General features: G+C 71.0%; 24 protein-coding genes. 9 read left to right on the top strand and 15 right to left on the bottom strand.

Annotated elements, in window-relative coordinates:
- Positions 1–27: 27 nt before the first annotated feature.
- The 7 genes from AB0I69_RS47405 to AB0I69_RS47375 all read right to left on the bottom strand — a co-directional run bounded on the left by AB0I69_RS47405 (position 28) and on the right by AB0I69_RS47375 (position 7,339).
- Positions 28–2,427 (bottom strand): phosphoketolase family protein, encoded by a 2,400-nt coding sequence (locus tag AB0I69_RS47405; RefSeq protein WP_363102064.1) that lies wholly within the window; start codon positions 2,425–2,427, stop codon positions 28–30.
- An 87-nt stretch (positions 2,428–2,514) separates the two neighbouring features.
- Positions 2,515–3,387 carry a universal stress protein gene (locus AB0I69_RS47400; protein WP_363102104.1) on the bottom strand — a complete coding sequence of 291 codons (873 nt, stop codon included), beginning with the start codon at positions 3,385–3,387 and terminating at the stop codon, positions 2,515–2,517.
- 5 nt (positions 3,388–3,392) lie between these two features.
- On the bottom strand, positions 3,393–4,415 hold the full coding sequence (adhP, locus tag AB0I69_RS47395) for an alcohol dehydrogenase AdhP (RefSeq protein WP_363102063.1): 1,023 nt from the start codon (positions 4,413–4,415) through the stop codon (positions 3,393–3,395).
- Positions 4,416–4,439: 24 nt separating this feature from the next.
- Positions 4,440–5,345: a universal stress protein gene (locus tag AB0I69_RS47390; protein ID WP_363102062.1), complete on the bottom strand. Its 906-nt coding sequence runs from the start codon at positions 5,343–5,345 to the stop codon at positions 4,440–4,442.
- A 151-nt stretch (positions 5,346–5,496) separates the two neighbouring features.
- Positions 5,497–6,123 carry a DoxX family protein gene (locus tag AB0I69_RS47385; RefSeq protein ID WP_363102061.1) on the bottom strand — a complete coding sequence of 209 codons (627 nt, stop codon included), beginning with the start codon at positions 6,121–6,123 and terminating at the stop codon, positions 5,497–5,499.
- A gap of 376 nt (positions 6,124–6,499) precedes the next feature.
- Positions 6,500–7,009: a hypothetical protein gene (locus AB0I69_RS47380; RefSeq protein ID WP_363102060.1), complete on the bottom strand. Its 510-nt coding sequence runs from the start codon at positions 7,007–7,009 to the stop codon at positions 6,500–6,502.
- Between the two features lie 129 nt (positions 7,010–7,138).
- Entirely contained in the window at positions 7,139–7,339 is a 201-nt protein-coding gene (locus tag AB0I69_RS47375; protein ID WP_363102059.1) for a hypothetical protein, read from the bottom strand.
- A 202-nt stretch (positions 7,340–7,541) separates the two neighbouring features.
- Between AB0I69_RS47375 and AB0I69_RS47370 the strand changes: the two genes are divergently transcribed.
- On the top strand, positions 7,542–8,006 hold the full coding sequence (locus tag AB0I69_RS47370) for a cyclic nucleotide-binding domain-containing protein (RefSeq protein ID WP_363102058.1): 465 nt from the start codon (positions 7,542–7,544) through the stop codon (positions 8,004–8,006).
- 35 nt (positions 8,007–8,041) lie between these two features.
- Positions 8,042–8,701, top strand: a complete 660-nt coding sequence (locus AB0I69_RS47365; protein WP_363102103.1) for a CBS domain-containing protein — start codon at positions 8,042–8,044, stop codon at positions 8,699–8,701.
- Positions 8,702–8,757: 56 nt separating this feature from the next.
- Here the strand turns inward: AB0I69_RS47365 and AB0I69_RS47360 are convergent, their stop codons facing one another.
- Positions 8,758–9,981: an RNA-guided endonuclease TnpB family protein gene (locus tag AB0I69_RS47360; RefSeq protein WP_363102057.1), complete on the bottom strand. Its 1,224-nt coding sequence runs from the start codon at positions 9,979–9,981 to the stop codon at positions 8,758–8,760.
- A 25-nt stretch (positions 9,982–10,006) separates the two neighbouring features.
- On the opposite strand from AB0I69_RS47360, the gene tnpA reads away from it, so the two are divergent.
- Positions 10,007–10,423, top strand: a complete 417-nt coding sequence (gene tnpA, locus AB0I69_RS47355) for an IS200/IS605 family transposase (RefSeq protein WP_363102056.1) — start codon at positions 10,007–10,009, stop codon at positions 10,421–10,423.
- A 239-nt stretch (positions 10,424–10,662) separates the two neighbouring features.
- On the opposite strand, the gene AB0I69_RS47350 is transcribed toward tnpA, so the two are convergent.
- Positions 10,663–11,232, bottom strand: coding sequence for a hypothetical protein (locus AB0I69_RS47350; RefSeq protein ID WP_363102055.1), 570 nt, complete (start codon positions 11,230–11,232; stop codon positions 10,663–10,665).
- A gap of 225 nt (positions 11,233–11,457) precedes the next feature.
- Between AB0I69_RS47350 and AB0I69_RS47345 the strand changes: the two genes are divergently transcribed.
- Positions 11,458–12,159 carry a response regulator transcription factor gene (locus AB0I69_RS47345; RefSeq protein ID WP_363102054.1) on the top strand — a complete coding sequence of 234 codons (702 nt, stop codon included), beginning with the start codon at positions 11,458–11,460 and terminating at the stop codon, positions 12,157–12,159.
- Between the two features lie 133 nt (positions 12,160–12,292).
- Positions 12,293–13,285 carry a nitroreductase family protein gene (locus tag AB0I69_RS47340; RefSeq protein WP_363102053.1) on the top strand — a complete coding sequence of 331 codons (993 nt, stop codon included), beginning with the start codon at positions 12,293–12,295 and terminating at the stop codon, positions 13,283–13,285.
- 73 nt (positions 13,286–13,358) lie between these two features.
- On the opposite strand, the gene AB0I69_RS47335 is transcribed toward AB0I69_RS47340, so the two are convergent.
- From AB0I69_RS47335 to AB0I69_RS47325, 3 genes are all read right to left on the bottom strand, one after another.
- Positions 13,359–14,210: a universal stress protein gene (locus AB0I69_RS47335; RefSeq protein ID WP_363102052.1), complete on the bottom strand. Its 852-nt coding sequence runs from the start codon at positions 14,208–14,210 to the stop codon at positions 13,359–13,361.
- A gap of 234 nt (positions 14,211–14,444) precedes the next feature.
- The gene (locus tag AB0I69_RS47330) at positions 14,445–14,714 is read right to left on the bottom strand and encodes an SHOCT domain-containing protein (protein ID WP_363102102.1); all 270 of its coding nucleotides are present in this window, start codon (positions 14,712–14,714) and stop codon (positions 14,445–14,447) included.
- A 14-nt stretch (positions 14,715–14,728) separates the two neighbouring features.
- Positions 14,729–15,628: a universal stress protein gene (locus tag AB0I69_RS47325; protein ID WP_363102051.1), complete on the bottom strand. Its 900-nt coding sequence runs from the start codon at positions 15,626–15,628 to the stop codon at positions 14,729–14,731.
- Positions 15,629–15,927: 299 nt separating this feature from the next.
- Here AB0I69_RS47325 and AB0I69_RS47320 point away from each other — a divergent pair, with 299 nt between their 5' ends.
- From AB0I69_RS47320 to AB0I69_RS47310, 3 genes are all read left to right on the top strand, one after another.
- Positions 15,928–16,152 carry a hypothetical protein gene (locus tag AB0I69_RS47320; RefSeq protein ID WP_363102050.1) on the top strand — a complete coding sequence of 75 codons (225 nt, stop codon included), beginning with the start codon at positions 15,928–15,930 and terminating at the stop codon, positions 16,150–16,152.
- A gap of 30 nt (positions 16,153–16,182) precedes the next feature.
- On the top strand, positions 16,183–16,836 hold the full coding sequence (locus AB0I69_RS47315; protein WP_363102049.1) for a DUF4389 domain-containing protein: 654 nt from the start codon (positions 16,183–16,185) through the stop codon (positions 16,834–16,836).
- Positions 16,837–16,936: 100 nt separating this feature from the next.
- A complete protein-coding gene (locus tag AB0I69_RS47310) occupies positions 16,937–17,449 on the top strand; it encodes a universal stress protein (protein WP_363102048.1) in 513 nt (170 codons plus the stop codon).
- Between the two features lie 335 nt (positions 17,450–17,784).
- Here AB0I69_RS47310 and AB0I69_RS47305 read toward each other — a convergent pair whose 3' ends face one another.
- The 3 genes from AB0I69_RS47305 to AB0I69_RS47295 form a co-directional block, all read right to left on the bottom strand.
- Complete coding sequence (locus AB0I69_RS47305; protein ID WP_363102047.1) at positions 17,785–19,224, bottom strand: MBL fold metallo-hydrolase; 1,440 nt, start codon at positions 19,222–19,224, stop codon at positions 17,785–17,787.
- A gap of 99 nt (positions 19,225–19,323) precedes the next feature.
- A complete protein-coding gene (locus AB0I69_RS47300) occupies positions 19,324–19,746 on the bottom strand; it encodes an Hsp20/alpha crystallin family protein (RefSeq protein WP_363102046.1) in 423 nt (140 codons plus the stop codon).
- A 115-nt stretch (positions 19,747–19,861) separates the two neighbouring features.
- Positions 19,862–20,533: a CBS domain-containing protein gene (locus AB0I69_RS47295; protein ID WP_363102045.1), complete on the bottom strand. Its 672-nt coding sequence runs from the start codon at positions 20,531–20,533 to the stop codon at positions 19,862–19,864.
- A 182-nt stretch (positions 20,534–20,715) separates the two neighbouring features.
- On the opposite strand from AB0I69_RS47295, the gene AB0I69_RS47290 reads away from it, so the two are divergent.
- Complete coding sequence (locus AB0I69_RS47290) at positions 20,716–21,600, top strand: universal stress protein (RefSeq protein ID WP_363102044.1); 885 nt, start codon at positions 20,716–20,718, stop codon at positions 21,598–21,600.
- Positions 21,601–21,719: the final 119 nt, after the last annotated feature.

The following is a 21,719-nucleotide window of genomic DNA, read 5'->3' as shown; positions in this document are numbered from 1 at the left end:
CGCAGGGGATTTACCGGGTCGCGGATTTCAGGCGTTCCAGGTCCAGTCGGCGACCTCGGGCAGGTCGGTGCCGTGTTCGCGGATCCAGGACTGGTGGCGAGTACGGGCGTCGGCCATCTGCTGGCGTACGGCGGCGGCGCGTACCGCGAGGCCGGGGACGCGGTCGATGACGTCCATGACGAGGCGGTAGCGGTCGAGGTCGTTGCGTACGACCATGTCGAAGGGTGTGGTCGTGGTGCCGGACTCCTTGTAGCCGCGTACGTGCAGGTTGGCGTGACCGGCACGGCGGTAGGCGAGGCGGTGGATGAGCCACGGGTAGCCGTGGTAGGCGAAGATGACCGGCTTGTCGGCGGTGAACAGGCCGTCGTACTCGAAGTCGCTCATCCCGTGCGGGTGTTCCTCGCGCGGCAGCAGCCTCGTCATGTCGACCACGTTGACGACCCGGACGGCGAGACCGGGCAGGTGCCGGCGCAGCAGCTGCGCGGCGGCCAGCACCTCCAGGGTGGGAACGTCACCGGCACAGGCCAGCACGACGTCGGGCTCGCCGCCGTTCTCGGTGCCGGCCCACTCCCAGATCCCGGCGCCGCGCGCGCAGTGGGCGCGGGCCTGGTCCATGGACAGCCAGTCGAAGCAGGGCTGCTTGCCGGCGACGACCACGTTGACGTAGTCGCGGCTGCGCAGGACGTGATCGGCCACCGAGAGAAGGGTGTTGGCGTCCGGCGGGAGGTAGACGCGGACGACCTCGGGGCTCTTGTTGAGGACGTGGTCGACGAAGCCGGGGTCCTGGTGCGAGAAGCCGTTGTGGTCCTGGCGCCACACGTGCGAGGTGAGCAGGTAGTTGAGGGAGGCGATCGGCGCCCGCCACGCCAACTCCCGTGATGTCTTGAGCCACTTGATGTGCTGGTTGACCATGGAGTCGACGATGTGGACGAACGCCTCGTAGCAGGAGAACAGCCCGTGCCTGCCGGTGAGGAGGTAGCCCTCCAGCCAGCCCTGGCAGGTGTGTTCGGAGAGGATCTCCATCACACGGCCGTGCCGGTCCAGATGCTCGTCGACCGGCAGGAACCCTGCCTGCCAGGCCTTGCCGCTGGCGTTGAAGACGGCCTGGAGGCGGTTGGAGGCGGTCTCGTCGGGGCCCACGACGCGGAAGTCGCGGCTCGCCGCGGTGTCGTGCATGACCTCTTCGAGGAGGTCACCGAGAATGCGGGTCGGCTCGTGCAGGGTGGTGCCCGGCTTGTCGACGGGGACGGCGAATCGGTCCAGGGACGGGATCGGCAGATCGCGGACGAGGAGACCGCCGTTCGCGTACGGGCTGGAGCCGAGCCGCTTGATGCCTTCGGGTACGCAGGCGAGGACGTCCGCGACGGGCCGGCCGTCGGCGCCGAACAACTTCTCCGGATGGTACGACCGCAGCCAGGCCTCCAACTGCCGTAGGTGCTCGGGGTTTTCGCGCACCTCGGACAGCGGGACCTGGTGCGCGCGCCAGGTGCCCTCGACGGGGACGCCGTCGACCTCGGCGGGTCCGGTCCAGCCCTTGGGCGTACGCAGCACGATCATGGGCCAGTGGACGCGTTCGGTGACGCCGTCCTCGCGGGCGGTCTGCTGCATCACGGCGATGCGGTCCAGTGCGTCGTCGAACGCGGCGGCCATCGCCCGGTGCACCTTGACCGGGTCGTCGCCGGTGACGTGGATCGGCTCGTGGCCATAGCCGCGCAGCAGCTCGTCGAGTTCGGACTCGGGGAGGCGGGACAGCACGGTCGGGTTGGCGATCTTGTAGCCGTTGAGGTGCAGGATCGGCAGGACGGCGCCGTCGTGGACCGGGTCGAGGAACTTGTTGGAGTGCCAGGCGGCGGCCAGCGGCCCGGTCTCCGCCTCCCCGTCGCCGATCACACAGGCGACCAGCAGGTCAGGGTTGTCGAAGGCGGCGCCGTACGCGTGGGCGAGCGAGTAGCCGAGCTCACCGCCCTCGTGGATCGAACCGGGGGTCTCCGGCGCCACATGGCTCGGCACACCGCCGGGGAAGGAGAACTGCTTGAAGAGCCTCTCCATCCCCGCACCGTCGCGCGACACGTCCGGGTAGGTCTCGCTGTAGCTGCCTTCCAACCAGGAGTTGGCGAGCACGGAGGGACCGCCGTGTCCGGGCCCCCACACGCACAGTGCGTCCAGACCGCGCGCCTTGATCACCCGGTTGAGGTGGGTGTACACGAGGTTGAGGCCGGGCGAGGTCCCCCAGTGGCCCAGCAGCCGGGGCTTGATGTGCTCCGGCTTCAGGGGCTCGGTGAGCAGCGCGTTCGCCATCAGGTAGATCTGGCCCGCGGCAAGGTAGTTGGCGGCCCGCCAGTGGGCGTCGAGGGTGCGCAGTTCGTCGTCGGAGAGTTCGGATTGTACGGACAGAGCGGTGGCGTCCTGGTGTGCGACCTTGGGCATCGGATGCTCCGGAAGTCATCGGCATGGGTCAACGGGTGGTGGAGGCTGAACTACTGCGTCAGCAGACGGAGTTGGGGACGATCGTGCTCATCCCTTTTCGGGCACGATGACCACCGGGCAGGCGGAGTGGTGCAGTACCCCGTGGGCCACTCGGCCCAGTTGGAGCCCGTAGTGCCCGGCACGGCGCTTGGCCCCCACCACCAGGAGGTCGGCCTCACGCGAGGCGTCCACGAGCACCTTCCGGGTGGGGCCCTCGACCGTACGGCGGCGTGCGTCGACATCGGCGGGAGCGTCCTGGAGTGCCGTGTCCAGCGCCTCCACCGCCTGCTGCTCGTGCAGCCGGGCGGGTTCGCCGGACATCAGCGGATGGTCGGTGGTCTCGTGCGCGGGCCAGCGCCAGGCCCGTACGGCCTCCACCGGCACCCCGCGTCGCCGCGCCTCGTCGAAGGCGAAGCGCACCGCCGCAGAGCCCGCCGGCTTCTCTCCGACACCCACGACGACGCGGCCGTGTGTGCCGGTGCGGGCCTGGTTGTCGTGGTTGCCGCGCACGACGATCATCGGGCACTGCGCGTGCCCGGCCACGACCAGACTCACGGAACCCAGCAGCGCCTCGGCGAGACCGCTCCGGCCGCGGGTCCCCGTCACCAGCACCGAGGCGCTGCGGCTCTCCCGCACCAGCGCGTACTCGGGCTCCTCCGCCAACACCTCGACACTCACGTCGAGTTCCGGACGGCGGCGACGTGCCCGGCGTGCGGCGTTGTCGACGATGTCCTCGGCCATCACCTGCTCGTCCGGCTTGGCGAGGTCCTCGGCGATCGAGGTGCCCTCGTAGCGCTCCCACAGCGAGGCGTACACCAGCCTCAGGGGAACTCCGCGCAACGCGGCCTCGTCGGCCGCCCAGTCGACGGCGCGCAGACTCGGCTCCGAGCCGTCCACGCCCACGACCATGGGGAGTGTCATCGTGGTCACCGCCCCGACGTGAGGTCGAAGACGATCCGGGCCTTGATCTCGCCGCGCAGCACGTCGGCGATGGACTCGTTGACGGTGTCCAGCGGACGGGTCTCGTGGATGACCTTCGTACGGCCCGCCGCGTGCAGCCGGAAGACCTCGTCGAGGTCCTGCCGGGTGCCGACGATCGAGCCGATCACGGAGGTGCCGTTCAGCACGGTGTCGAAGATCGGGACCTGGATCGTGCCGTGCGCGGGCAGGGCGACCATGACGAGCTTGCCGCCGCGCCGCAGACCGGAGTTGACTGCGGTGAACGCGGCCTCGTTCACGGCCAGCGCGATGGCGGCGTGGGCACCTCCGTGCTGCTTGAGGACCTGGCCGACGTCCTCCTTGCGGGCGTCGATGACGAGGTCCGCGCCGAGTTCGGCGGCCAGTTCGAGTTTCTCGTCGGTGACGTCGATCGCCGCGACCGTCGCCCCCGCGATCTTCGCGTACTGCACGGCCAGGTGGCCCAGCCCGCCGATCCCGGAGATCGCGACGAGCTGGGAGGGCCGCACACCGGCGACCTTGAGGGCCTTGTACGTGGTCACGCCGGCGCAGGTCAGCGGGGCGGCGTCCACCGCGCTCACGCCGTCGGGCACCGGCTGGGCGAAGTCGGCCCAGGCCAGCATCTTCTCGGCGTACCCGCCGTCACAGCCGTACCCGGTGTTGATCTGCTGCTCGCACAGCGTCTCCCAGCCGGACAGGCAGTGCTCGCACCGCCCGCAGGCCTTGCCGAGCCACGGCACGGCGACCCGCTGGCCGAGGGCCAGGTGGGTGACGCCGTCGCCGAGCTTCTCGACGAGTCCGACGCCCTCGTGGCCGGGCACGAACGGCGGGTTCGGCTTGACGGGCCAGTCGCCGTGCGCGGCGTGGATGTCGGTGTGGCACAGCCCGGAGGCCTCGACGCGGACACGGACCTGGCCGGGGCCGGGCTCGGGATCGGGGCGCTCCTCGATGACGAGGGGCTCACCGAACGCTCGTACAACGGCTGCCTTCATGATTCCTGCTCCTTGAGGGGTGGGTCAGTCGTGCGCGACGACGGCGACGGGGGCGATGGCGTGGTGCAGGACTCCGTGTGCGACCGGGCCGATGTGGGCGCCGAGCGCATTGCGGCGGATACGGCGGCCGATGACGACCAGGGAGGCCTCGCGGGAGGCGTCCACCAAGTGGTCGGCGGCGCTGCCGACGCGGGGCTCCAGGGCGACCTCGATGGCGGGGTGCTTCTCGCGCCAGGGGCGCAGGGCCTCGGTGAGGGCGGTGGTCTCCTCGCGGGAGAGTTCGTCGTTGAGGCCCGCGTCCATCGCGAGGCCGTAGGCGTAGTACGGCGGCAGGTTCCAGCCGTAGACGACCCGCAGGCCGGTACCGCGCCGGGCGGCCTCGGCGAACGCGAACTCGATCACCGCGTCGGCGGGGGCGTCGGCGTCGAGGCCCAGGACCACGGGCCGGTACGAGGTGCCGGTCGACGGGCTGCCCGCCGGGTCGCTCTCGTGCTCGTCGGCGGCCTGTTCGCCGGCCCGGACCAGGACCACGGGGAGTTCGGCGTGCGCGACGACGGAGAGGCCGACGGATCCGACGAGGAATCCGCCGACGCCGCTCAGTCCGCGGGAGCCGAGGACCAGCAGTTCGGCGTCCTTCGCCGCGTCCACCAGCGCGTCCCCGGGCGAACCGGTCACCTGCTCCTCGGAGACGTCCAGGCCGGGGTGGCGCAGGCGCAGGCCCTCGCCCGCCTCGCGCGGAATCCGCTCGCTCCAGTGCTGCTGCGTCTCCGCGCCCATCAGCGGGGCCTGGGCCAGCGGGTCCGGGACGGGCTCCCAGACGTGGACGACCTTCAGCGGCAGGCCGCGCAGCTCCGCCTCGCGGGCCGCCCATTCTGCGGCGGCACCGCTTTCGGGCGAACCATCGAGACCTGCGACAACAGTGCGCACCATGACTCTTCCTCCTGAACGGATGTCTGATTTCAGCTTCGCGCCGTAGGGGTTCCCGCAGCAGGGGCCGCAGGTCCCCGACAGGGGCCGTTCGGCCCAATGGGCAGCGGCAGGCCGGGCCCCCTCACAAGGGGGCCCAGCGTTTCTCCTGCGGTCAGCGCAGCCAGGTGTGGTCGCGGACGATGGGCAGCGTGGCCCAGACCTTGCCGAGCCCCCACGTGGCACCGGCGCCCGCCACCGCGAGGGCGATGATGACGACGGCGTAGATCAGGTGGTAGTCCACGAACGGGTTCGACGACATGCTCAGCGTGCCGTCCGACAGGTGCTTCGCCGGCGGCCACTCGGCGATCCACATCAGCGCCATCATCGCCGTACCCGCCACAGCGGCCAGCCGCAGCGCGACACCGGAGACCAGCGCGACACCGATACCGAGCAGACCGAGCATGAACAGCCAGTTCGCCCAGCCGGCACCGGCCCAGTCATGGAACGTCGACTCCATCGGACCCGCCGCCACCGAACTCAGGAAACCCTTGGTCGGCGAGCCGCCGTCGATCCAGCCCTTGCCGGACGGAGTCGCATAACCGAACCCGAACGTCTTGTCCAGGAAAGCCCACAGGAAGACGAACCCGGTCAGCAGACGCAGGGACGCGAACGCGTAGGCACGCGTCATGGTGGTCGGCGTGGCAACTGCCGTCACGGCGCCGTCCGACGCCGAGCCGTTCCTGCGGAACGTGGGCAGGTGGAAGCCGGAGCTGCGGTGCGGGTGCTCGTGCACGGCCATGATCGTGTTCCTTTCGAGGTGTCGGGTCGTTCGTTGCACCCCTCACTCTGGTGCGCCGGGACGTCCGTCACCTGATGCCGTTGGTCCGTCGGCGGCGGGCTGAACGACCCCTTCCGCAGGGCCTGTTGGGCCACCTGCCGGAACGGTCTGCGTGGCAACCGGCATCGGCCACCGGGCGGCCCGCCGGGCCAAGGAGCAGAAGCCTCGACTCTTCGCACTGCGCTCAGCAGCAGAAGAGGGCGCGCTGTGAGTACGGATACCTGGAACGGCCGGGCAGGGCTTCGGCCACTCGCCCGGGTGCGGGAGGGCGTTGCCGGTGCCGGCCCTGCCCGATGGGCCCTGCGCCGTCTTCGGGAGCAAGGGCCCTTCTCCTTCTCTACTTCTCCGTCGAGGCCCCTGCGGGCAACTGCCCAGCGCTCTTCCGTCGGCGGTGGGCGGCCAAGAGCACGTTGGCGAACAAGCCGGCGAAGGCGAGCGGGATCAGCGGGGAGAGCGCGCGGCCCAGCCGGTTCCAGTCGCCCTGGTCCACCGGCACCCAGGACCCCCACGGCTCCTGGGCCACCTTCACCGGCGCGCCGAAGACGGGTTCGGAGGAGAAGCCGGTCGCCGTGATCCGGCGTGTCCCACCACCCGGGACCTGCGCCGGATCCACGAACCCCCGGCAGTCGAGGTCGGGATGACCACCGCCCCGGGATGTCGTGACCGGCGCGGACGCGTCACAGACCGTGACCCGCATGGTCAGCTCCTTCCCCACCAGCCCCAGGCGCCCGACGGCCGAGACGGCCATGTGGACGGCGACGCCGAAGAGGGAAAGGGCGATCACACAGCAGAGGACGGTCCCGAAGACCTTCCCCCGCCCGGTACGCACCGTGGTCTGCTTGATCACTGTCCGATCGTAGGGACCGTCCGTCGGGACGCCGGCGGCACCCCTGCTTCCTTTCCGACGAGCGACAGACTCTCAGGTCACCGCATTCCGTGTCGGCGGCTCCGGGGTCAGCCCTTCGCGAACGGTGCGTCAGTGGTGGACGGGTGTCCGCCGGATCGGCCGGTGTGTGCGGACCACCGGTGTGGCCGGCGGCCGCTGCGGTGTCCGGTGGGCGCGCATCCGCAGCACCAGCGCGTCGAGTACGGCGCTGAGTACGGCGGTGGCCACGGTCGCGATCACCAGCAGGACGGCGAACTGCCTCCAGAACTCCGGTGTCAAGGTCGTACCCACGGTGTTCACCCCCTCATGCTCATGTCGGTCGAGTACCTCTCTCGCTTTCATCGAACCGCGGGCAGCCGGGTGGCACAGGGTGCCGTAGGGCTCCCCCGGGGCACCGGTCGGCCCGGTCCGCGGGCCGAGTGGCCCATGGCCCGTCGGGACACACGGGCGGACGCTGGAAGTGGTAGATACGTACGCTTTCCGGAGGTACGCCATGAACGCTTCCCCGACCATGAGCATGCCGCGGGCCCTGCCCCCGGAGCACCGCGAGCAGCTGATGAAGCTCGCCCGCGAGGTGTCGATCCCGCAGGGCACCCGGCTCTTCGCGGAGGGCGCGCGCGCCGACCGGTTCTGGATCATCCGCACCGGCACTGTCGCCCTCGACATGCGCGTGCCCGGCCGGCAGGCCGCCGTCATCGAGTCGCTGGGGCACAACGAACTCGTCGGCTGGTCCTGGCTGTTCGCCCCGCACACCTGGCATCTGGGCGCCGAGGCGACGACGCCGGTGCGCGCCTGGGAGTTCGACGCCACGGCCGTCCGCACCCTGTGCAGGGACGATCCCGCGCTCGGCGTGAACGTCTTCCAGTGGGTGGGCGACATCGTGGCCCACCGGCTCCGTTCGGCCCGTACCCGGCTGCTGGACCTGTACGCCCCCTACGGCAGCGGCGGCATGCGATGACCGCGTCGACGGGCCGCGACGAACTGGGAGTGACCATGCACGGATCCCCGCACATCGTGAGCGACGTGATGACCCGTACCGTCGCCACCGTCCGCCGCGAGGCCGCGTTCAAGGACATCGTGCGCGCCATGCAGGAGCGGAAGGTCAGCGCCCTGCCCGTGCTCGACGCGGCGGAGCGGGTGATCGGAATCGTCTCGGAGGCGGATCTGCTGCCCAAGGAGGAGTTCCGCGACAGCGACCCCGACCGGCACACGCAGTGGCGCCGGCTGTCCGACCTCGCGAAGGCCGGTTCGGTGACGGCGGGCGAGCTGATGACGTCGCCCGCCCTGACCGTGGGCGCGGGAGCGACCCTCGCGCAGGCGGCGCGGACCATGGCTCGGGCCAAGGTCAAGCGGCTGCCCGTCGTGGATCACGCGGGCCGGCTGGAGGGTGTCGTCAGCCGTGCCGACCTGCTGAAGGTGTTTCTCCGGGACGACGAGGAGATCGCGGAGGAGGTACGGCGCGAGGTGGTGGCGTACCTGTTCCCCGGTCCGGCGTCGGCGGTGCGGGTCGAGGTCCGGGACGGTGTCGTACGGCTCGGCGGCCGGGTGCGGGACACGTCCCTGGTCCCCGTGGCCGCGCGGCTGGTGCGAGCCATCGAGGGGGTCGTGGACGTGGAATTCGGACTCGACGGGCCCGACGAGCGCTCCGCTTGACTTGCTCCTCGGGCTGAAGCCCGAGGATTCTGGCCTTCTCGTCCGTTGCTGTGCCGCTACGCGGCACGGGGTTCGGGTGAGAATCCGTGGCTTCCTGCTTCAGCACGCTGTGCCAGGACGTGTCCTGGTCTGACCTGCGCTCCACAGGCTGTCACCGCCAGTCCGGCGGCCGTTTTGACATTCTTCGCGGCGTTGTGGTCCCGGTCATGGACCGCACCGCAGGCGGCACAGGTCCATTCCCGGATGTTCAGGGGTTTGGGCCCGTCCTTGGTCCCACAGGCCGAGCAGACCTGGCTGGTCGGTTCGAAGCGGCCGATCTTCACCAGGGTCCGCCCGTACCTGGCTGCTTTGTATTCCAGCATGTGTACGAACTGTGCCCAGCCCGCGTCGTGCACGCTCTTGGCCAGCCTGGTGCGCGCGAGTCCTTTGACCGCCAGGTCCTCCACGCCGATCGCTTGGTTCTCGCGGATCAGTTTCGTGGAGAGCTGGTGGTGGAACTCCCGGCGCGCGTCGGCCACTTGGGCATGGGCGCGGGCGACCTTCAGGCGGGCCTTGTCGCGGTTCTTGCTGCCGTTCTGTTTACGGGACAGCTCCCGCTGGGTCTTCTTGAGTTTCTTCTCCGCGCGGCGCAGGAACCGCGGGGAGCCGGTCTTCGTGCCGTCGGACAGGACGGCGAAGTGGGTCAGCCCCAGGTCGATGCCGACCATCTGGTCGGAGTCGGGCATGCGGGTCGCGTCAGCGGCCGGGTCGGTTTCGATGACGAAGGAGGCGAAGTACCGACCGGCCGCATCCTTGATCACGGTGACCGAGGACGGCTGTGCGGGCAGGGTCCGTGACCACTTCACCTTCACCGCGCCGATCCTGGGAAGGTTCAACCGCCCGGAGTCGGTGACCGACCAGCGGGCATTGGCGGTGAAGCGGATCGACTGACGGTTGTCCTTGCGGGACTTAAACCTGGGCGTACCCACCTTCGGACCCTTGCGTTCGCCCTTGAGGGAGGCGAAGAAGTTCTTGTAGGCGGCCTCCGCGTCGCGCAGGGACTGCTGCAGCACGACCGCGGAGACCTCACCCAGCCAGAGCCGTGAAGGGGTCTGCTTCGCGACGGTGATCAGCCTTTTGGACAGCTCGCCGGCCGTCGGGAACGCCCCGCCCGCCGTCCGGGCGTCCTCACGGGCACGCACGGCGTCGTTGAACACGACGCGGGCGCACCCGAACGCGCGGGCCAGCGCGGTGCGTTGGCCGGTGTCCGGGTACAGGCGGAAGCTGTACCGAAGCCGCATGAGACCCACCGTACATACTTGGGTTATGGGCGATATGCAGAACATCAGAACTGGTCGGCACTGTGTTTTCGTGATGCATGTCCATTTGGTCTTCGTGACCAAGTTCCGGCATGAAGTGTTCACCGATGCTCATCTGGCGCGCATGGAGGAGATCATGCGATCGGTGTGCGCGGACTTCGACTGCGAGCTGGTGGAGTTCAACGGCGAGAACAACCACGTCCACCTCCTGGTGAACTTCCCTCCCAAGGTTACCGTCACCAAGCTCGTCAACTCCCTCAAGGGCGTGTCCTCCCGCCGTCTGCGGCAGGAGTTTCCCGACCTGGTACGCCACTACTGGCGGGCCAACAAGCTCTGGTCCGGTTCCTACTTCGCCGGAACCGTCGCCGGTGCCCCGCTCTCCATGGTCAAGCAGTACATCGAACAGCAGAACCGGCCCGTGTGAGCACCGCCCGGCTCAACCGGGGCCCAGCCATCGCGGCGCTCCGCGCCACGGGTAATCGACACACACCATCCGGCTCCGCCGGACCAGAATCCGCGACGCTCCGCGTCGCAACCATCAGATTCGCTTCACCACCGGACTGAAGCCCGATGCACTGCGAATGAATCCCGGTAGCGCAAAGTGCCCTGGGCCCGTAAGCCGTTGCCCCGTCGGCCACCGACTGCCGGCGAGGCAACGGCGTCTCAGCCGGCCTTGCGCCCCCACCGCTCCCCGGTCAGCTCCCACTCCTCGCCCCACCGATCGGTGGCCCGCCGCTCCACCCGCAGCCGGATCAGACGACCACCCGCGAGCACGAACAGTCCGCCTGCCAGCCCGGCTCCCGTTCCGGCCAGCACCACGCGTGCCGTCGCCACGACCGGGCTCGCGGGCTCGTCCACCAGGTGGCCGTGCCCGTCCGTCCACACCGGTACCGTGCCGCCGACGGCCGTTCCGTCCTTCACGTCCGCCGTGGCGGTACGGACGGTGCCCTGCGCGTCGGTCCAGCGCACGGTCGCCTTCACGCGGTTGTACTCGGCCGCGGCGCCCGGCGCGGTACCGAGCATCACGGCGGTCACCGGCCGGCGCTCCGCCGCGTCCCTCGCCTGCCCGGCCGCCACGGCCTGGGCGCCGCCCACGCCGGCCACGACACCGCCGGCTGTCGCGAACGCCCAGGCCGCCAGGACGATCCACGCCTCGACCGCGTCACTGTGCCGGCGCAGTTCGTTGTGCCGCCAGCGCCACCCCAGGACCTTCGGGCGCTTGGTCTTCGGCATCGGTCACACCCCCTCGCGGGCATCATGAAGACAAGGACAAGAGGACGGTCCCACCGGGTGATCGCCGCGGGGATGGGCCACCCGACCGTCGTGTGGGGGCCGGTGAGGACACGCCCACGGTGCCGGTTGGGCCGGTCGGCCCTAGTACTTCCGGGCCGGGCGCGTGATGATCGTGTTCACGGACGGCCCGCAGTCCGTTCATACTCCGGGGAACGAGGGGTCGAGATGACCGAGGCACGTACCTTCACCGCACAGGACCCGATCCGGGTCTTCCTGCTGGACGACCACGAGGTCGTGCGACGCGGTCTGTCCGACCTCCTGGACGCCGAGGACGACATCTCGGTGGTCGGCGACGCCGAGAACGTCGAGCACGCGCTGGTACGAGCCCCCGCGGTGCGCCCGCACGTCGCCGTGCTCGACGTACGCCTCCCCGACGGCGACGGCATCACCGTCTGCCGCGAACTCCGCGACCAGATGCCGGAGTTGGCCGTACTGATGCTCACCTCGTTCGACGACGAGGACGCCCTGCTCGACGCCATCATGGCCGGGGCGTCCGGCTATGTGCTCAAGCAGATCAAGGGCTCCGACCTGGTCTCGGCGGTACGGACGGTCGCCTCCGGACAGTCGATGCTCGACCCCGCGACGACGGCCCGTCTGATGCGCTCCCTGCGGGCCGAACCCGCCCAGACCCCGGAGATCGCACCCGAGTTGGCGAGCCTGTCACCACGCGAGCGCGAGATCCTCGCGCTGATCGGGGACGGCCTGACCAACCGCGAGATCGGCAAGAGGCTCTACCTCTCGGAGAAGACGGTCAAGAACCACATCTCCCGGCTGCTCGCCAAGCTGGGCGTCCAGCGCCGGGTGCAGGCCGCGGTACTCGCCTCGCACCTGGAGCAGTCCGAGTCCGGGAACCGCTCCGGCGGCTGAGCCGCGCGCCGGGCCGTCCGGCGCGACCCGAGGCCGTACGGCCCCTCCCTCCGGCCCTCCCCGCAGCACCACGCTGGACAGGAACGGCGAACAGCCCTGCCACCCTTCGGGCGCGGGGCGGGGAGGAGACCCCATGTCCAGCACGGTTCTCGACGTCCTGACCCTGGAAACGCTGATCGCGGCGTCCGTCGCCGCGCCCTCGATCCACAACACCCAGCCCTGGCGGTTCCGGCTCGACCCGGACACGGTCACGCTGGAGATCCGGGCCGTCGTGGAACGCGGCCTGCCGCACATCGACCCGTCGGGACGCGCCCTGCACGTCTCGGTCGGGTGCGCGCTGTACAACCTGCGCGTCGCGGTCGCCCACTACGGCTGGGAGCCCGTGACGCGGCGTCTCCCCCGGCCCGGCGAACCGGACCTGCTGGCCACCGTACGGCTCGCCGGAACCACCCGGTTCTCAGCGGCTCCGGAGCTGTACAACGCCCTGTGGCGCCGGCGCAGCAGCCGCTTCCCGTTCTCCGACCGGCCGGTGCCGGCCTCCGTACTGACCGAACTGACCGAGGCCGCGCATGCTGAAGGCGCCGTGCTGGACCTTCCCGGGCCCACGGCGACGGACCGGCTGCTGCGGCTGACGCGACAGGCGGAACAGCGCAACATCGCGGACACCGGACGGGCCGTGGAGAGCCGCCGTTGGGTCCACCCTCCCGACGCCGAGTCGCTCGGCATGCCACCCGAGGCGATCGGCCCGCAGGACTTCCGGGAGCAGGTACCCGTGCGGGACTTCGGCGCCCACCGGCACCAGACGGCACTCGCCGCCCGCCCCTTCGAGAAGCGGCCCTCCATCGCCGTACTGTCCACCCTCCACGACCGCAGGACCGACTGGCTGCGCGCCGGGGAGGCGCTCGAACGCGTCCTGCTGGTGGCCACCGCCCACGGCGTGCGGGCATCGCTCCTGCACCAGGCACTGGAATGGCCCGACCTGCGTGAGCAGCTCGCGGACGGCCGACGGGAGCACGCACAGATGGTGCTCCGTCTGGGCTACGGCAGGCAGGGGCCCGCCTCACCGCGCCGGTCGGCGGGTCAGTCGTTGGAGCAGGGCGCGGGGTCCGGTGTGGCCGCCCGTTGAAGTGACCGTCGTCGCACAGGAGAGTGGCCGGTGGAACACCGGACGGTGTTCCACCGGCCACTCTCCGCTGCGGCTAGCAGCGGACGAGGGCGACTGGGCAGTCGGCCTCGTGCAGGGCGGTCCGGGCGGCCGGGTCCAGCAGGCCGCCTCCGAACCGGGACCGGCCACGTACCCCTACCACCAGGAGCTGGCTGTCGCTGCTGGCCTCGACGAGGACCCGGCGGGATCGGCCCTGTGGCCGACGGCAGCGCAGGGTGACGTCCGGGTGGCGCTTGCTCAGCTCGGACAGGGTCTCGGCGAGCGCGAAGTCCTCGTCGTCCTCCGCCGCGGAGGCGACATCGGACTCGCCGTACGGCCTTGTCGCGACAACGGGCCGCAGATGTACGGCCACCAGGTCGGCTCCCCGCAACGAGGCCTCGGCGAAGGCGAATTCGGCGGCTTCGCGAAGTGTCGACGTGCCGTGGACGGCGAGCAGCACGGGACCGGCCGGGTTCGGCCTGCCGCGCACCACCAGCAGCGGACCGGACGCACGCGCGGACAGGCGGCCGGCGAGGGGGTCGTTGCGCGGGGTGCCGTGCCCTCGAGTGCCGTTGCTTCCGACGACGGTCAGGGACGCGCGGTGCGACTCCGCCAACAGCACGTTCTCGGGTTCGCCGACAAGGACTTCGCGCGAGATCCGCACGCCCGGTGCGGCGCTGTGCGCACACCGCTCGGCCTCTGCCAGTGCACCGGTCGACGACGCACGTCCTCCGGTCCTGTCCGCGTCCCACGAGGGGATCGCGGACGGTGCGCCCGCGGTCGGCCAGCCGATGACCTGCATCAGCTCCAGGCCGACTCCGAGCCGCTCGGCCTGCTGCGCGGCGACTTCCACCACCGCCAGGCTCGACCGCGAACCATCCACTCCCACGACCACCGGTCCACTCATCACAGTCCACCCCTCTCCAGGCACCCTCCCTGGTCGGAAGAGGCGCTCCACTGGACTCCAGACTCGTGCGGTCTCCGGTACTTCCACAGGGGCCGGACGGGCCCCTCGGCACACCGACCGGTCCCCGCCCGCGGACCCGTTGGGCCCTCGGCGGACAGTCCCGCGCCCCCCGGAACGCACCGGGGTGGGACGACGGACGGGCCTCTGCCGTAGTTCGTCGTCCCACCCCGGGCCTCAGTGTTCGGTGAGCCTGGAGCCGTCCGTACGCAGGACGGCCAGGCGGTTGCGGTACTCCTCCTCGTCCATCTCCCCGCGGGCGAACCGGTCGGCGAGCACCTGCTCGGGCGGGGGCGCGGCGAGGGTGTGCGGACGCTGAGAGGTGTGGCTCAGGTTGCGGATGAGCAGGATGGCGACGGTCAGGAGCAGGGCCCACAGCAGGACCGAGCCGATCGACATCGCGAACCAGTCCCAGCCGCTCATGTCGTGGTGGTTCCAGTACATCATCACGGGGTCACTCCTCAGACGTGCGGGGCCACGGCGACCGGGCAGTCGACGTGATGGATGGCGGCGTGGGTCACGGGGCCGGTACGGCGGCCGAGAGGCCGCTCGGCGATCCGGTGGCCGACGACGAGCAGGCCCGCTCCGGACGCGGCTCGGATCAGCGCGGTCCGGGGTTGGTCCTTGGTCACGGTGGCGACGACCTCCACGTCGGGGTACTTGTCGCACCACAACCGCAGCGCGCCGGTGAGTGCGTTCTGCCACTCCTCGGCCCGGTGCGGGTCGTTGAGCAGGTCGACCTCGCCGGGGCCGAGCCCCAGGATCGGCGTCTGCCAGGCGTGGACGACGCGGAGCCTCGCGCCGCGCAGCCGGGCCGCCTCGAAGGCGAACTCGATCTCCGCGTCGCCCGGTGCGTCGAGGTCGACGGCCAGTACCACGTCCCGGTACCCGGTCCGCGGGCCGTCACTGTCGTAGTCGGTCGACACGAGCTCGTCGGCCGCCGTCTCGCCGGCCCGGACGAGAACCACGGGACGCGTGGCACGGGCCACCACGCCCTGCGCGACCGAGCCCACCAGGAACCCGGTGAACCCGCTCAGGCCGCGCGAACCCAGCACCAGCAGTTCAGCGTCTTCGGCTGCCTTCAGCAGCTCCGCGATCGCGGGACCCTCCACCAGCTCGTTGGCCAGGCGCACGTCCGGACACACCGCCCGGGCCCGGTCCTGTGCCTGCCGCAGGGCGCTGCGCGCGAGATGCCGCTGGACCGCGCTCACGGACTCTTCCTGCGCCGGATGCGGATGCCGGTCCCAGACGTGCACGAGCCGCAACGGCAGGCCGCGGCGCAACGCTTCTCGGGCCGCCCATTCGGCCGCGGCCAGGCTCTCCGCAGATCCGTCCACTCCGGCCATGACGGACGCAAGCATGATCCGCACCTCCCCACACTCGGTGTGTTCCTCGATGCCAGCGTCGTTCCCCGACCGCCCGGGCGGGAGGGGCCTCCGGGGCATGCGCGGGGCCATCCGGCCCCATGTCCCCGTCGTCTGCGGTCAGTTCGCGAGTCCGGGCAGGACGAGGGCCACTCGGCCCGGCTGCCTGCCCACTCAGCCCCTGTGCTGCCGGAGACCGGAGCGGGACGCTGGCGCTGATGCCGGATGAAGGATGCCGCCGGCCCGCGGCCGAGATGGCATCCCGAGTACCGCGCGTCCAACTGAAGGAGACGGTCATGATTCCGCTCATTCTGCTCGGCGCGACCGTACTGGGCGGCTGCCTGGTGTTCGGTTACAACTCGTTCATCGTCGGCTTCTTCCTGATGGTGGCGGGAGTCATCGGCCTCATCACATTCATGAGCACCCGGGGCACTGTCCTGCGACCGGGCGAGCGCGAGGCCGTCATCGAGGAACGGCACTACATCGGCAAGCACGACGACCACCGGAACTACCGGAGTTGACCGCATCAGCCCCCGAAAGGATCGTTCGCCATGAATGAAGCGATGCCCGCGGTCCACCCCGCCCGGTTGACCGCGGACCTCGATCCGGCCCTGTCGCGCTGGCTGTGGCTGGTGAAGTGGCTGCTCGCCCTCCCCCACTACGTCGTCCTGTTCTTCCTGTGGGTGGCGTTCGTGGGGACGAGCGCGGTGGCCTTCTTCTCGATCCTGTTCACCGGCCGCTACCCGCGCCCGCTGTTCGACTTCAACACCGGTGTGCTGCGCTGGAGTTGGCGCGTGGCGTACTACGCGTACGGCGCCCTGGGCACCGACCGGTACCCGCCCTTCACCCTCGCCGACGTACCCGACTACCCGACGCACTGGGACATGGCCCATCCGGAGCACCTGTCCCGCGGTCTCGTCCTGGTGAAGTGGTGGCTCCTGGCCGTCCCGCACTATCTGATCCTGGCGTTCCTGCTCGGCGGACTGAAGGTGCCCTGGGCCTCGGGCGGCCTCATCGCGTTGCTCGCCATATTCGCCGGGGTCTCGCTGGCCGCCACCGGACGCTACCCGCGCGGCCTGTTCGACCTGGTGATCGGACTCAACCGGTGGGTGCTGCGCGTGATCGCCTACGCGGCACTCCTCACCGACGTGTACCCGCCGTTCCGGCTCGACCAGGGCGGTGACGAACCCCAAGTCGCGCCCTGAGCACGGCACCCGTCCGGGCCCGGACACGGCCCCGTCGGCCCACGCCACGGCCGCCGTGTCCGGGCCACCGGGTGACAAGAGACCGACCAGGGAGGCTCCCATGACCGAACACACCGACGGCACCGGCATCGTGGTCGGCGTCGACGGATCCGAGCAGTCGATGGCGGCCCTGCGCTGGGCGGCCGAGCAGGCGACAGTCCTGCACACGGACCTCGTCGCCGTGCACGCCTGGGAGCCGGCCGCGAGCGGACACGCACCCTACGCTCCGGTACCCGCTCGTCCGACGGTCGCCCAGGAGCGCGAACAGGCCGCCCAGGTCCTCGCCACCACCGTGCGCGCGGCTCTGGGACCCCGGACCAGCGATGCCGTTCTTCGCGTCGTGGTGGAGGGGCCGCCCGCACGCGTGCTGCTCCAACAGGCGCGCGGCGCCCTGCTGTTGGCCCTGGGACGCAAGGCGCACGGAGACTTCGGACTGCCCTCCGTCGGCCCGGTGGGCCGTGAGTGCCTGCGGCACGCGACGGTTCCGGTGGTGACCGTGCCGGTGGCGGAGCGGTCCCGGGAGCCGTGGGAAGGCGTCGACTCGCCTTCGCTGGCCAGGAGTGGTGCCTCGTAGCGCCGTGGCGGGCGGAAGACCGACCGGCTCGGACCTGGAGTCCGGGCCGGTTCTCGTGCCGGAGGGGTACGGGGTGTGCCGTACGGGTACGAGGGAGTGGGGCCGTTCGGTTCTGGTACGTGGTCGTTGATGCCCACGGACCGGAGTCGGAGGCCCCGTCGTCGTACGAGCGCGGTGGCAGGGTGAGAGGCACCCCGCCCACGGGAATCCAGGAGGCGGCGGTCATGAAGCGCATACAGGAGACCAAGCGCCCCTCGATCCCGCGCCGGCCCGCGCCGCTCGATCTGCGGACCCCGTCCGGACGGCGTCTCCCGTACTGACCCGGTACCGCCCCGTCAGCGGACGAGGACCCGCTCCCCCGAGCGCGGCACGACGGCCGTCCAGCCCAGGATCTGATCGATACGGTCCCGCAGGGCCTCGGCGGCGTCGGGCTCACCGTGCACCAGGTACGTGGTGTGCGGGGCGGGCGCGCCGCGCAGCCAGTCGATGATCTGGGCGGCATCCGCGTGGGCCGAGAAGTGCGGTACGTCGGCGACCTGTGCACGCACCGGGACGTACTCGCCGAACATCTTGAGCGCCTTGGCTCCGTCGACGAGGTCGCGGGCCCGGGTGCCCCGCGCCGCGAAACCCACCACCATGACGGTGTTGCGCGGGTCGGGCAACAGCCGCTCCAGATGGTGCAGGACACGGCCGCCGGTGGCCATGCCGGACGCCGAGACGATGACGGCGGGTCCGGTGGAGCGGCCGATCTCGATGGACTCCTGGACGGTCCGTGCCGCGAGGAACGGCTCGGGGCTCAGCGCGTCCGTGCCGTCGGCCGTGACCTCGGGGTGCAGTTCGGGGGCCTTGGCGAGGACGGCGTCCCGGTAGACGTCCAACGCGGCGAGGGCCATCGGGCTGTCGACGTACACCGGTACGGCGGCGGGCAGCAGGCCCCGGCGGCGGAGTGCGGCGAGCTCGTGCAGGACGACCTCGGTGCGGTCGATGGCGAACGCCGGGATGACGACCGTGCCGCCCCTCCTGAGGGTGCGGGCCAGGACGTCGGCGAAGTGGGCCCGCCCGGAGTCCTCCTCGTGGCGGCGGTTTCCGTACGTCGACTCCATGAGGAGGACGTCCGCTCCGGAGAACGGCTCCGGGGGCCGTAGCAGGGGGTGTCCGGGGCGGCCGAGGTCGCCGCTGGCCGCGAGGGTGTGCCCGTCCTCCAGGGTGAGCAGCGCCCAGGCCGAGCCGAGGATGTGGCCGGCCGAATGCAGCGTGAGCCGGGTGTGCGGGGCGATTTCGGTGGTCACGCCAGTCGGTACCGGGTCGAGGAGTTTGAGGGTGCGGTCGACGTCCGAGTCGTCGTACAGCGGCTGTGCGGGCCGGTGCTTGGACCAGCCGTGGTCGTTGGCGTGCTGGGCGGCCTCCGTCTGGAGCTTGGCGCTGTCCCTGAGGACGATCTCGATGAGGCGTGCGCTGTACTCGGTCGTCACGATGCGGCCGTGGAAACCGTGACGCACCAGCCTGGGCAGGTATCCGCAGTGGTCCAGGTGGGCGTGCGTGACGACGACCGCCTCGATGTCGGTCGCGTCGCACGGCAGCCGCCGCCAGTTGAGCCGGCGCAGATCGGCGAGGCCCTGGAAGAGGCCACAGTCGACGAGTACGCGCGCGTGGTCGCTCTCGACGAGGAACTTGCTGCCGGTGACCGTCCCGACGCCGCCCAGAAAGGTGAGCAGTGCGGGTCTGGTACGGACTTGCGCGGGTCGTGCCGGCGGTGGTGCTTCGTTCGGGGTCATGGCGCTCTCCTCGTCGAAGGAGCGGGGCTCGGTCGTGTGCGCGGCCGGGGGCCCTGTCCCGGCCGCGCACACGTGGTGCGACACGGCGCGTGCGCGCGCTCAGCCGTGCTGCACCGGAATGGTCCGGGTGCCGGTCTTCGTCTCGGGCACCGGGACCGTGATCGTCAGGACACCGTCCTTGTACGCGGCGGTGGCCTCGTCGCCCTTCGCGCCGGCCGGCAGCCGGACGGAGCGGGCGAAACTGCCGTAGCGGAATTCCGTGCGGTGCTTCTCCGTGATCTCCTCACCGCGCTCGGACCGCAGGGTCAGAACGCCTTCCGTGACCGTGATCTCCACGTCCTTGGCGGGGTCGATGCCCGGAAGCTCGGCCCGCAGCACATACGTCCCGTCCGTCAGGTGCTCCTCGACCCGGATGGTGTGCAGTCCCGGGATCGTGTGCGCGCCCGGAAGCCCTGTCTCGACCCAGCCGAACAGTTCGGGGAGTGTCGGCCAGCCGGGGAGCCGCTCGATCATGCCGCTCATGTTCTCCCTCCTCTTCTTCTTCACTTCCAGCGTCCCGCGCGCAGGCGTCGCACGCGTGGGCCGACCGGGCCCGTGGTCGACCCGGTCGGCCCTGGCAGCCGAACGCCCGCCGTGTTCACAGGGGTTCGAGGTCCGGACGGCGGGTCGGTCCGAGGAGCGCGCAGTCCACGTCCACCACGCCCTCCACCGCGCGCACCAGGCGGGTGGCGACGGGCACGAGGGCGGTGTCGGGGATGCGGCCGGTGAGAGTGGCGACGCCGTCGTGCACCTCCACGCGGATCGTTTCGACCTGCTCCGGGAACAGGTGGGCGACGACCTCGCGGCGGATCTCGCCCGCGATGTCCTCGTCGTCCCGCAGGAACACCTTCAGCAGGTCGGAGCGGCTGACGATGCCCTTCAGCACACCCTGGCCGTCGACCACGGGAAGCCGCTTGGTCCGGGTCTGGGCCATGGTGCGTGCGGCCCGGGCGAGAGTGGCGTCGGCGTGGACCGTGAGAGCCGGTGCGGTCATCAGGTCGGCAGCGGTGACGGCCCCGGCCTTCACCAGGTCGGACAGGCGGCGCAGTTCGGAGTACCGGTCCGGGTCGCCGTCGTGGAACGCCTCCTTGGGCAGCAGGTCGGCCTCGGAGACGACGCCGATCACCCGACGCTCGTCGTCCAGGACGGGAAGGGCGCTGACCTTCCACTGCTGCATGGTCGTGACGATGTCCTTGAACCCGGCCCCGCGCCCGAGGGCGACGACGGTGCGGGTCATCACATCGCTGACGATGTGCGGGGTGCTGTTCATGACGTCCTCCGGCGTTGTCACGGGACACCTTCAGCCTCAGTCACGGCAGCACCCGGTGCATGGGCCGAACGGTCCCCACCCGGGCCCCGATGGGCTCTCCTGCGGCGGTGCCGTCGGGACGACGCTGGTGGTACAGGGTCCGCGGACCAGCCCGCGGCCACCGATCCAGGGAGGTGTTGACCGTGCTGCGTCCTGTTGTCGTAGGACTGGACGGTTCACGCGAGAGCCTCGCCGCCGCGGACTGGGCGGCCAGGGAGGCATTGCGCCGCGGTCTGCCGCTGCGCCTGGTGCACGCGTGGCAGGCGGCGTCGCCCGAACCGTCGACGCTGCCCGAGTTGGAGGCGCCCCGGTTCTGGGCCCGGCGGATTCTGCGCGAAGCCATGGACCGGGTCAACGAGCGCTATCCGCAGGTCTATCTGAGTGCCGAACAGATCGCCCGGCCCCCGGCCGACGCCCTCGTGTCGGCGTGCGCGGAGGGCGAGTTGCTGGTGCTGGGCAGCCGTGCGTTCAGCGGATTCGGCGGGTTCCTGGCCGGCTCCGTGGCGCTGGCGACGGTGGCCCACGTGACGCGGCCGGTCGTGCTGGTCCGGGCCGACGACACCCCCGCGAGCGAGCGGATGCCCGACGCCGACGGCAAGCCGTCGGCCCGTGCCCCGTACCGGGAGGTCGTCGTGGGTGTCGACACGGCGCGTACGTGTGAGGAGGTCCTCGCGTTCGCCTTCGAGAGCGCTGTACTGCGGTCCGCGCCCCTGCGTGCGGTGCACGCGTGGCAGCAGTCGATCGCACCAGGGCCCGGCGCGAAGAACATGAGCGCGCAGGACGACGCCGAGCGGGAGCTGGCCAGGGTCCTCGGGCCGTGGCGCGAGAAGTACCCGACGGTGGAGGTCCACGAGCGCGTGGCGAACGACCATGCGGCGCACCTGATCCAGAGCGCGGTCGCGGACGCCGGCCTGCTGGTCGTCGGCCGCCGCAACCGCCCGGCCAGGGTCGGCACGCACACCGGTCGGGTCGACCACGCGGTGATGCACCACGTCCGCTGCCCGGTCGCGATCCTCCCGCACGAGTGACCCCCGAGTCCCGGTCCGGCCGGAGGGTCCTACCCATCGCTTTCCCTCCGGCCGGCAACAGCGCCGACCCAACTAGAGATTCTTGGGAGACGGCGCTCGCACCCCTGGTTCACGGGCAG

It is taken from the genome of Streptomyces sp. NPDC050508 (assembly GCF_040655155.1).
Classification (GTDB): Bacteria; Actinomycetota; Actinomycetes; order Streptomycetales; family Streptomycetaceae; genus Streptomyces.
This window is presented reverse-complemented; position numbering and strand designations above follow the sequence as displayed.

Coding starts and splice junctions, on each gene's coding strand:
- AB0I69_RS47300 (WP_363102046.1), bottom strand. CDS start 19,746: ATGAGCGGCATGATCGAGCGGCTCCCCGGCTGGCCGACACTCCCCGAA.
- AB0I69_RS47370 (WP_363102058.1), top strand. CDS start 7,542: ATGAACGCTTCCCCGACCATGAGCATGCCGCGGGCCCTGCCCCCGGAG.
- AB0I69_RS47310 (WP_363102048.1), top strand. CDS start 16,937: ATGACCGAACACACCGACGGCACCGGCATCGTGGTCGGCGTCGACGGA.
- adhP (WP_363102063.1), bottom strand. CDS start 4,415: ATGAAGGCAGCCGTTGTACGAGCGTTCGGTGAGCCCCTCGTCATCGAG.
- AB0I69_RS47360 (WP_363102057.1), bottom strand. CDS start 9,981: ATGCGGCTTCGGTACAGCTTCCGCCTGTACCCGGACACCGGCCAACGC.
- tnpA (WP_363102056.1), top strand. CDS start 10,007: ATGGGCGATATGCAGAACATCAGAACTGGTCGGCACTGTGTTTTCGTG.
- AB0I69_RS47365 (WP_363102103.1), top strand. CDS start 8,042: ATGCACGGATCCCCGCACATCGTGAGCGACGTGATGACCCGTACCGTC.
- AB0I69_RS47305 (WP_363102047.1), bottom strand. CDS start 19,224: ATGACCCCGAACGAAGCACCACCGCCGGCACGACCCGCGCAAGTCCGT.
- AB0I69_RS47400 (WP_363102104.1), bottom strand. CDS start 3,387: ATGACACTCCCCATGGTCGTGGGCGTGGACGGCTCGGAGCCGAGTCTG.
- AB0I69_RS47340 (WP_363102053.1), top strand. CDS start 12,293: ATGTCCAGCACGGTTCTCGACGTCCTGACCCTGGAAACGCTGATCGCG.
- AB0I69_RS47335 (WP_363102052.1), bottom strand. CDS start 14,210: ATGAGTGGACCGGTGGTCGTGGGAGTGGATGGTTCGCGGTCGAGCCTG.
- AB0I69_RS47320 (WP_363102050.1), top strand. CDS start 15,928: ATGATTCCGCTCATTCTGCTCGGCGCGACCGTACTGGGCGGCTGCCTG.
- AB0I69_RS47345 (WP_363102054.1), top strand. CDS start 11,458: ATGACCGAGGCACGTACCTTCACCGCACAGGACCCGATCCGGGTCTTC.
- AB0I69_RS47385 (WP_363102061.1), bottom strand. CDS start 6,123: ATGGCCGTGCACGAGCACCCGCACCGCAGCTCCGGCTTCCACCTGCCC.
- AB0I69_RS47350 (WP_363102055.1), bottom strand. CDS start 11,232: ATGCCGAAGACCAAGCGCCCGAAGGTCCTGGGGTGGCGCTGGCGGCAC.
- AB0I69_RS47330 (WP_363102102.1), bottom strand. CDS start 14,714: ATGATGTACTGGAACCACCACGACATGAGCGGCTGGGACTGGTTCGCG.
- AB0I69_RS47315 (WP_363102049.1), top strand. CDS start 16,183: ATGAATGAAGCGATGCCCGCGGTCCACCCCGCCCGGTTGACCGCGGAC.
- AB0I69_RS47405 (WP_363102064.1), bottom strand. CDS start 2,427: ATGCCCAAGGTCGCACACCAGGACGCCACCGCTCTGTCCGTACAATCC.
- AB0I69_RS47295 (WP_363102045.1), bottom strand. CDS start 20,533: ATGAACAGCACCCCGCACATCGTCAGCGATGTGATGACCCGCACCGTC.
- AB0I69_RS47390 (WP_363102062.1), bottom strand. CDS start 5,345: ATGGTGCGCACTGTTGTCGCAGGTCTCGATGGTTCGCCCGAAAGCGGT.
- AB0I69_RS47325 (WP_363102051.1), bottom strand. CDS start 15,628: ATGCTTGCGTCCGTCATGGCCGGAGTGGACGGATCTGCGGAGAGCCTG.